Below are 8078 nucleotides of genomic sequence, written 5' to 3' on the forward strand. Positions count from 1 at the left end.
GACCACCGCCGGGCCGCCGCACCCGGCCGACCGCGAATTCCTCGCCGGCCCGCAACTCGGCCAGCCCGCGCCCGATCGTGCTGCGCGCAATGCCGGTGGCGCGCATCACCGCCGTGACGCCGCCGCGCCCCGCAGCCAGCGCTTCGGCCGCCGCGAACCGGCGCCGGCCTCGCTCGTCGAGAACGTCACAGAGCGCCTCAAAGCGCAGGCGGATGGCCGATTCGTCAATCACTCAAACAGGCTACGAAATCGCCCGCCGCCCCGGAATCCCTGCCGGCCCGTAAAAGACCACACCTCGATTCACTTGTTCGTGGTCAATGCCTAACCACGCCCTGGATGTCTCAACATAAGGCCCGCGCAGGGGTGCTTCTTGCCGACAGACGCGACTTCGAGACGAAGAAACGCGGCCTGATCGCGCCAACGAAGGACATGAAGATCATTGCCGATGCCGGCCAGGTCGCCTGAGAATTGGAACACTTCAAGTTCCTCGATCCGAAGGGTTCTTTCCCCTTCGAATGTCAACGGAGGTGACATCGTGACGAACGCCTCGACACGGGAGAATAAGATGAAGACCACCCGACCTTCCTTCGGATGGATGATCGCCGCAGGTGCCGCTGTCGCATTCGGGGCCCCGCTTGCCCTCGACTCCGGGGGAGCGCTGGCGCAGGCGACCAGCCCGGCCGGGAAACACTTCGACGCCAAGGGCAACCTGCCGTCGATGTTCACAATCGAATTGCGCAAGGGCGTCTCCGCCACTCTGCCGTTTGAGGACCGGCGGGATTTCGAAGAGGCCAAGAAAGGCTTCATCGCCGAACCGCCGTTCATGAAAATCATGGCCGATGCCGGCAACGTGGCCTGGGATATGGGCAGCTACCAGTGGCTGCTGCAGGGCAAGGACTTCCCGAGCATCCACCCGTCGCTGCAGCGGCAAGCCGTGCTGAACATGGCCTTCGGCCTCTACGAAGTCCTGCCGGGCAGGATCTACCAGGTGCGCGGCTTCGACCTTGCCAACATCAGCTTCATCAAGGGCGATACCGGCTGGATCGTCTTCGATCCGCTCACGGCCAAGGAAACCGCCCGAGCGGCGCTCGAATTCATCAACGAGAAGCTCGGCAAGCGACCGGTTCTGGGCGTCGTCTACTCGCACTCCCACGTCGACCATTTCGGCGGCGTGCGCGGCGTGGTGGATGAGGCCGACGTGGTCAGCGGCAAGGTCAAATTGATCGCGCCGGAGGGCTTCATGCAGGCGGCGATCGAGGAGAACGTCTTCACCGGCAACGCGATGTCGCGCCGCACCCAGTACTCGTACGCAGTGCTGCTGCCGCGCGACCCATTCGGTCACGCCGACCAGTCGATCGGCAAGAACGTGGCGAGCGGCAACGTCGGGCTGATCCCGCCGAACCACCTGATCAAGCGTGATTTCGAGGAAGTGACGGTCGACGGCGTTAAGATGGTATTCCAGAACACGCCGGATACTGAGGCGCCGGTCGAAATGAACACTTGGTTCCCGCAGTTCAAGGCCTTCTGGGCCGCTGAGAACATCACCGGAACCATCCACAACATCTACACGCCGCGCGGCGCGCCGGTGCGCAATGCGCTGAACTGGTCGAAGCAGATCAACGTCGCACTTTACAAATTTGGCCAGGAAGCCGAGGTGATGTTCGCCTCGCACAGTTGGCCGCGCTGGGGCAACGCGCGCATCCAGGAAGTGATGCGCACGCAACGCGACACGTATGCCAACCTCAACAACCAGTCGCTCCACTACGCCAACCTTGGCGTGACCATCAACGAGATCCAGAACGTCTACCAGCTTCCGCCGAGCCTGTGGAAGCAGTGGCCGGCGCACAGCTACCACGGGTCGGAGCAGCACAACAGCCGCGGTGTCATCAACCGCTTCCTCGGCTACTGGGACGGCAACCCGGTGAACATCGCGCCCCTGTCGCCCAAGGACTCCGCGCCGCTGTACGTCGAGATGATGGGGGGCTCCGCCAAGATCGTTGCCAGGGGCAAGGAACTCATCGACCAAGGCAAGTACCTTGAGGCGTCTGAGATCCTGAACAAACTGGTTTTCGCGCAACCGGGCAACCAGGTGGCGAAGGATCTGCTGGCGAACGCCTTCGAGCAACTCGGCTACCAGAAGGAAAGCCCGACGCTGCGCAACATCTATCTGCAGGGCGCCTACGAGCTGCGCAACGGGCTTCCGGGCGGCACGCCTGTCAGGTCGTCCGGACCGGACATGATCCGGGCGATGTCGACCGAGAACTGGCTCGACTTCATCGGCATCAGCATTGACCCGCGCAAGGCCGGCGGCATGCACTTCACCATCAACCTGATCACGCCCGACAATGGTGAGAAATACCTTGTCGAGATGAGCAACGCGACGCTGACCAACATCAAGGGCGAGCAGGCCAAGACCCCGGATCTCACCATCACCGTCAATCGCGCCGAACTCAACCAAGTGATGATGGGCACGAACTCCTTCGACGACCTGATCAAGGCTGGCAAGGCGACATTCGTAGGCGATCGCAAGCCCTTCGACCAGCTTAGAAGCATTCTGGTCTCATTCGCACCGAATTTCGAGATACTGCCGGGAACGGCAGCCCCGACTGCGGCGGCGGATGCGAAGCGAAACGAGGAACCAAACCCGTTCAAGGTGCCCGACTTGATGCCGCCGGACGCGGCCGGCGACTGACGGCCAGCCATCCGTCGACGTACCGCAACGGCGCGGGATCAGTAATGGTCCCGCCAGCCGCAGACGCGGCGGCCTTTGTGCCACCGACACACCCAACGGCGCTGGACGCACACCCGCCGGCCCGAGCGGGCGTCAATCCAGCACCGGTTGCTCCATTGCACGGTTTCGGCTGCGACGTTGTCTTGGTTCGGACGGAACACTGCATCGAACGGACCAGCGGCGGCATCCGAATTGGCGGGAGAAGCGGACAGGAATGGCGCTGCTTCAGCACGGCTGGACCCGACCGCAATGGCCGCGGCGCCCGTAGCCAGGACGCCGAACATGAAAGCGCGGCGGTGAAGTTGGGGGGCAGTCATGGCGTTCTCCGGTTCGAGGGATACATCCACCGGCTTCGGCGACGTCATCCAGAATTCGGTGTCGCTGGTTGTGTAAAAGATCGGGCATGGCACGCAACGGAAGAATTGATCTTGCCGCCCGCCCCACGCGAATTTACAGCGGAAGTTCCAGACGCGGCTTCCGTTTCCGGATGCCCCGCGGGAAGGCGCGGCGGGCGGCCCGTTCGGAGGAGAATTTGTCGTATCGATCGAACGAAATCCCCCTGGCGTTGCGGATGATCGCCGCCCTCTGTTTCGTCATCGCAGCGAGCCTCACCGTCGCGACGGGTCTCATGGGAACGGTGACGCCGGCTGAAGCGATCGAGACTGGCCAGCCTCTGCGGGCGGCACTCACAAAGCCGTTCAAGGGTGACTTCGACCAGATGGTGGAGCGGCGCCGGGTGCGGGTGCTCATCCCGCTCGGCCGCGCCTATTTCCAGATTCGCGGCCGTCAGATCGATGGAGTCGCCGCCCGCCAACTTCGCGTCTTGGAGCGCCAGATTAACCGCGACATCCATGACCGATCCAAGCGCATCTTCGTTTTCGCCATCCCCACGCCGCGCGATCGGCTGATCCCCGATCTCGTGGCTGGCCGCGGCGACATCGCGCTCGGCAATCTCACCGTCACCCCCGAGCGCAACGCTCTCGTGGACTTCTCCCAGCCGCTGCTTTCGGACGTGAAAGAGATCGTCGTCACCTCGCGCGAGGTCGCCGATTTGCGTGACCCGAGTGACCTGTCGGGCATGACGGTCACGGTTCGCCGTTCATCGAGTTTCCACGAACATCTCGTCGCGCTGAACCGCGAGCTTGAAGCCGGCGGCCGTTCGCCGATCGACGTCCGCGCCGCTGACGAGCGCCTCGAAACCGAAGACCTTGTCGAAATGGTCCATGCCGGCCTGATCGAGGCGACCGTCACGGACGATCACGTCATCGACCTGTGGGAGAAGGTGTTCACCGGCATCAAGGCGCACCGGGCCGCACCGGTCCATACGGGCGGCCAAGTGGCCTTGGCCTTCCGCAAGAACAGCCCGAAGCTCGCGGAACGAGTCAATACGTTCGTTTCCACCGCCCGGCGCGGCACCGAGCACGGCAACATCCTTCTACGCGAATTCGCCAGAAACGATCGCTGGCTGAAGAACATACCCTCGAACGAAAACCGCCGTCTGCATCCGGAATATGAGCGTTTCTTCGCCACCTACGGCAAGCGTTACAACATTGATCCCCATCTGATCGCAGCCGTGGCCTTTCAGGAATCAAACTTCAACGCGAAGCTGGTGATGCGTAGGTCCGGGGCCACCGGTCTGATGCAGATGATGCCCGCCACCGCCCGCCTGCCAATCGTCGGTATCTCCAACTTGCTTAATCCCGAGGACAACGTTCACGCCTTCACCAAGTACTTCCGCCATCTCCGCGACGCCTATGTCGACCAGCCGAACATGGCCGATGTCGACCGGCTGATGCTGACACTCGCCAGCTACAATGCCGGGCCGACCAAGATTGCTCGGCTGCGGCGGCAGAGCGAGACGCCAAACGTCTGGTTCGAGAATGTCGAATGGACGGTGTGGCGCGTCGTCGGCGCCGAGACCGTCGACTATGTGCGCAACGTCTACCGCTATTATGTGTGGTTCAAGGGCATGTCGGAAGGACCGAAGCGGCAGACGGACACGCACCCCGGCGAAGTGCGCTGGACACAAAAGTGACCCGAAATCCGGCTGCTTTACTTGGTGCAGTCGACGGCGGCGTTCCAAAAGTTGCACAGTCCGAAGCGACGTGTTTCTGGATCAGCCTTCCGTCTTTGGTCCCATCATGCCCGACCACACACGAAATTCCCGATAGTCCCCCGAGGACGCCATCACCCGCCTAGTCGGCGCCATCCTGCTGGAGCAGAACGATGAATGGGCCGTCCAGCGGGCGCGCTACATGACGCTGGAAACCATCTTCCCGCTCAGCGATGATCCCATCGTCGGCCTGCCATCACTGGCAAGCTTGACCGTCCCGGCCCCGCCGGGGGATGACGGTGGCCATCCCACCAGCTACACCACGACACGGGACACGATCTCGCAGCGCGCATGTTGGTCTTGCGGGGCAGCCGGGCGAGGCCGGAGGTATCAACGGCCCGAGCCGTTCCGCCGCCAGGAACTTTAGCACAACTGACGCGTTAGCTGCGCGCCTACCGCCCATCTCAGTGAAATACCTGCCCAACACATAACACGTTCGCGGCAATACGCTCCAAGCAAATGCCGCCGCAATAAAACAACGCCCAGGGAAGGAAATGCCGGATGCCGACCGCCGCCGACAACGACCGGACCGAGTATGTCTCGACCGGCCATCTGCCGCCGCCCGAGGATGTGCGAAGGTGGCTGAACGGGGCGTATGAGACGTTCAAGTCCAATACGGAAGGCGAGAACTCGCAGGTCTATCCGGCGCTCGCCCGCGTCTCGCGCGATCTGTTCGGCATCTGCGTGGTGGGAACCAACGGTGCCGTCCAATCGGTGGGCGATACCGAGTACGAATTCTCCATCATGAGCGTCTCCAAGCCGTTCGTGTTTGCGCTGGTGTGCCAGCAGATCGGCCCGGCGGAGGCGCGCGCAAAGCTTGGCGCCAACAGCACCGGACGGCCGTTCAATTCGCTGGCGGCGATCGAGGACAGTCCGGGCGGCTTGACCAATCCGATGGTGAACGCCGGGGCGATCGCCACCACGAGCCTGGTGCCCGGCGCGAACGGGGACGAGAAGTGGAGGTTCATCCATGACGGGCTGTCGAAATTCGCCGGCCGGACGCTGCCGCTGAACGAGGAGGTCTACGCCTCCGCCTCGGACACCAATTTCCGCAACCGGTCGATCGCCCGCATGCTGCAGAGCGTGGGCCGGATCTACAGCGACCCGAAGGAGGCGACCGACCTCTACACCCGGCAGTGCTCGCTCAATGTCAGCGCCCGCGACCTTGCGGTGATGGGCGCGACCCTGGCCGACGGCGGCGTCAACCCCATCACCAAGGAAAGGGTGGTCGATCCCGCGATCTGCCACTACGCGCTCGCCGTGATGGCCACCGCGGGCCTCTACGAGACCTCGGGCGACTGGCTCTACCAGCCCGGTGCTGAAGTCTGGAATTGATCAGGCGGTTTTGGGCACGATGGCGACGACGAGCAGTGCGGGCTCGGCGTTGACCACTGCTACGACCACAAAGGTGATGGCATTGGCGGTCTGAACGACGAACATGGTGCCGGTTTTGAGCACCGCCATCTCCTTCGGCGTTCCGGTTCCGAACAGCGCCCGCATCAAGATGCCGAGATTGTAGCCGGCGACGTGGATCAGATAACGCTTGTGGACGTTCTCGCGCCCGCGCAGCCAGGTTCGGCGCATGCCGCCACGCTCGAGCACGTGGGCGAAGCTGCGCTCGACGATCTCGCCGCGTTTGCGCATCGCATCCTTGCCGACGCCCGATTTCAGCCGGCTGCGGTTGGCGTAGACCGCGGCGCGGGCGTCGTCGTCGCCGTGCCAGCGCAGATAGCCGTTGCTCGGCCGCGGCTCGGCGATGCGCGTTGTCCACGGGCCGCCGTCGAGGTCCTTCAGAACGGCGCGGGCGTGATAGCCTTTGTCGGCGACCACCTCGCAGGGGTCCTCCACCGTCGGCGCCAGGCCGACCGCGGTCAGGTTTTTCTGCGCCTCGGCCAGGGTCGGCTCCAGCGTCGTGGTGTCGCCCTCATCGGCGGCATGGATCGGCGCCGCGACGATGACGCCGGTGTCGAGATCGACCGCGTGCTCGGGCTTGAAGGCCAGATGCGTCGAGCCGTCCTTCATCTTGGCGATCCTGGCGTCCGGGTCGGTCTTGCTCGTCCACTCCGCGTTCGACAGCTTCTTGCCTTTGCGCTTGCGGTCGAGCCGGATCAGATCGTCAATCGACGGCGTCTTTATGCCGCTCTCCTCGGCCATCCGCGTCAACATCTGCCGGTAGCTCTCGCCGCTGTCGCGGCGCACGATCGTCCGCAGCGCGGCGTTGGCCTCCATGGTCGAGCCGTCGACGCCAAGCCGTTCGCCCTTCACCAGACCGCGCTCGGCGACGAGGGCAAGAACGAAGGCGAACACCGTGTCATGGACTTCGTGCGGCAGGCGCGAGCGCGTCTTCGACAGCCAGGAATGGTCGGGCACCTTCTCTCGGGTGCCCAGCCGCAGGAACTCCCGCAGCGACAGCGAATCCGAACACCGCCACACGATGCCGCGCTCGCTGTCGATCCCCTCGAAATAGCCAATCAGGTGCATGCGGAAGTACCGCCCCGGTGGCAGAGACGGCGCACCCATCCGCGGCGCGTAGTACGGCTTGCAGGTGTCCTCGACGAAGGCGTCGAAGCCGGCCTCCGACAACAGCGTCTGCAGGCGGTCGTAAAATGCGTGGCCCGGCGAGCGCGGCATCTCCGCCCACGTCACCACAAGTTCGGTCTGAACCCCGCCGTCCCGCCTCATCGCCATCGGTGCCACCCGTCAAGCCGTCGGTCACCGAACGGAATCAGCCCAGACCGACTTCGTCAACGGGCTGCTACGACATCGGGCTTCCCGGCAAGAGCGGCATCGGCGGCGGCATCGTCACCGTCTCGCCCGGCAAGGGCGGACTGGGCACGTTCGCCCCGCCGCTCGATGCCGCCGGCAACAGCGTCAAGGGCCAGCTCGTGGCCAAGTACCTGTCGCAGCGCCTGGGCATGGACCTGTTCGTCTCCAAACCGGAGGCGTGAGCCGCGCCGCAGGTCACGCAACAGTCCGACGGCAAGACCCCGATGGACACCAACTCCAAGGACGCCACGCCATGACGGCCGCAACACCAGCAGCAACAGACGCCGCAGCCGCCTCCGGGACGGAGGAGCGGAATTCCTGGGTGCCGATGGTCGCCATCGCGCTCGGCCAGGTCCTGATGTCGTACAATGTGGCTTCGCTGCCGGTCGCGATGGGCGGCATGGTGGCGAGCTTCAACGTGCCGCCCACCACCGTGGCCACCGGCATCGTGACGTATTCCATGCTGGT

Annotated in this window: 6 protein-coding genes and 4 pseudogenes; 7 read left to right on the top strand and 3 right to left on the bottom strand. The window is 64.1% G+C overall.

Annotated elements, in window-relative coordinates; genetic code table 11:
* A pseudogene (locus F1193_RS16620) lies at positions 1-232 on the bottom strand (ISAzo13 family transposase); the annotation flags it as partial.
* A 104-nt stretch (positions 233-336) separates the two neighbouring features.
* On the opposite strand from F1193_RS16620, the gene F1193_RS17715 reads away from it, so the two are divergent.
* Together F1193_RS17715 and F1193_RS16630 are read left to right on the top strand one after the other, a co-directional pair.
* Positions 337-465, top strand: a complete 129-nt coding sequence (locus F1193_RS17715) for a hypothetical protein (protein ID WP_281287262.1) — start codon at positions 337-339, stop codon at positions 463-465.
* A gap of 100 nt (positions 466-565) precedes the next feature.
* The gene (locus F1193_RS16630) at positions 566-2692 is read left to right on the top strand and encodes an alkyl/aryl-sulfatase (RefSeq protein WP_246164509.1); all 2127 of its coding nucleotides are present in this window, start codon (positions 566-568) and stop codon (positions 2690-2692) included.
* Between the two features lie 38 nt (positions 2693-2730).
* Here F1193_RS16630 and F1193_RS16635 read toward each other — a convergent pair whose 3' ends face one another.
* Positions 2731-3096, bottom strand: coding sequence for a hypothetical protein (locus F1193_RS16635; RefSeq protein WP_150098914.1), 366 nt, complete (start codon positions 3094-3096; stop codon positions 2731-2733).
* A gap of 38 nt (positions 3097-3134) precedes the next feature.
* Between F1193_RS16635 and F1193_RS16640 the strand changes: the two genes are divergently transcribed.
* From F1193_RS16640 to F1193_RS16650, 3 genes and pseudogenes are all read left to right on the top strand, one after another.
* Positions 3135-4766 carry an MltF family protein gene (locus F1193_RS16640; RefSeq protein WP_150098915.1) on the top strand — a complete coding sequence of 544 codons (1632 nt, stop codon included), beginning with the start codon at positions 3135-3137 and terminating at the stop codon, positions 4764-4766.
* 142 nt (positions 4767-4908) lie between these two features.
* Positions 4909-5052: pseudogene (locus tag F1193_RS16645) on the top strand (IS256 family transposase); the annotation flags it as partial.
* Positions 5053-5345: 293 nt separating this feature from the next.
* Positions 5346-6179, top strand: coding sequence for a glutaminase (locus tag F1193_RS16650; RefSeq protein WP_150098916.1), 834 nt, complete (start codon positions 5346-5348; stop codon positions 6177-6179).
* On the opposite strand, the gene F1193_RS16655 is transcribed toward F1193_RS16650, so the two are convergent.
* Complete coding sequence (locus tag F1193_RS16655; protein ID WP_150098917.1) at positions 6180-7532, bottom strand: transposase; 1353 nt, start codon at positions 7530-7532, stop codon at positions 6180-6182. It lies immediately after the preceding gene.
* Positions 7533-7600: 68 nt separating this feature from the next.
* Here F1193_RS16655 and F1193_RS16660 point away from each other — a divergent pair.
* Positions 7601-7792: pseudogene (locus tag F1193_RS16660) on the top strand (glutaminase); the annotation flags it as partial.
* A gap of 71 nt (positions 7793-7863) precedes the next feature.
* Positions 7864-8078: pseudogene (locus F1193_RS16665) on the top strand (hypothetical protein); the annotation flags it as partial.

The organism is Blastochloris sulfoviridis (assembly GCF_008630065.1).
Taxonomy (GTDB): Bacteria; Pseudomonadota; Alphaproteobacteria; order Rhizobiales; family Xanthobacteraceae; genus Blastochloris; species Blastochloris sulfoviridis.